Here is a 1000-nt window from a genome sequence, read left to right as displayed (position 1 = left end):
TATTAAACTGTATCTCTACGATTGATACTGTAACCAGCGGACACATTACAGTCAATAATCAAGATATTACCAAAATCAAGGATAAAGATTTTGCTGATTTCAGACGTGAAAATTTAGGGTTCATTTTTCAAGATTTCAACCTTTTAGATACTTTAACGATTGGAGAAAACATTTCTTTATCATTGGTTATCAACAAACAGAACCCTACTGATATTGAGAAAAGAGTTCATGCTATCGCCGATAAATTGGGTATTCGTGATATTTTATCGAAATTTCCTTATGAAGTTTCTGGCGGACAAAAACAGCGTTGTGCTTGTGCTAGAGCCTTAATCAATGAACCGAAACTGATTTTAGCTGATGAACCGACGGGAGCTTTGGACTCAAAAGCTTCCAGATTATTACTGGAAACAATGTCTGAAATCAACAAGAAAATGCAGGCTACTATTTTAATGGTAACACATGACCCGTTTAGTGCGTCTTTCTGTGAACGTATTTTGTTCTTGAAAGACGGTAAAATATTCAATGAAATTTTCAGAGGGGAAAAAAGCAGAAAAGATTTCTTCAATGAAATACTGGATATATTAACCTTGCTCGGAGGTGAAGTGGGAAATGTTAGGTAAGTTAGCGTATAGAAATACAAAAAGAAATATTAAAGATTATTTGATTTATCTGATAACCGTTACTGCATCCTTTTCTCTTATATTTGCTTTTAATTTGGTGGCAAATTCTGATGAAATTGTAAAGTTATGTTCCAGTATGGATGCATTTAAGAATTCATTGTTCGCTGTAAATATTCTTATTATTTTTGTGATATGCTTTTTGATCAACTATACAACGAAATTTATGTTTGAAAAAAGAAGTAAAGAATTAGGAACATATATGCTTCTTGGCATTAAGAAAAAAGAAATTGCCCACTTAGTTGTAATTGAAAATATACTGTTGGGAATTTTAGCATTTGTATTAGCTATTCCTATTGGCTTTTTATTCAGCCAGTTTGTGT

General features: G+C 32.2%; 2 protein-coding genes. Both read left to right on the top strand.

The features are described from left to right. A partial coding sequence (locus GH664_RS22950) for an ABC transporter ATP-binding protein (protein ID WP_153170331.1) occupies window positions 1-620 on the top strand: 620 nt, incomplete at its 5' end. Beyond that, window positions 610-1000 (top strand): FtsX-like permease family protein (locus GH664_RS22945; protein ID WP_153170330.1); only part of this gene is annotated, 391 nt, incomplete at its 3' end. The genes GH664_RS22950 and GH664_RS22945, both read left to right, overlap by 11 nt.

This window comes from Thauera sp. 2A1 (assembly GCF_009469595.2).
GTDB lineage: Bacteria > Pseudomonadota > Gammaproteobacteria > Burkholderiales > Rhodocyclaceae > Thauera.
Note: the sequence above shows the minus strand (reverse complement) of the source record. Positions and strands in the feature narration are given on the sequence as shown.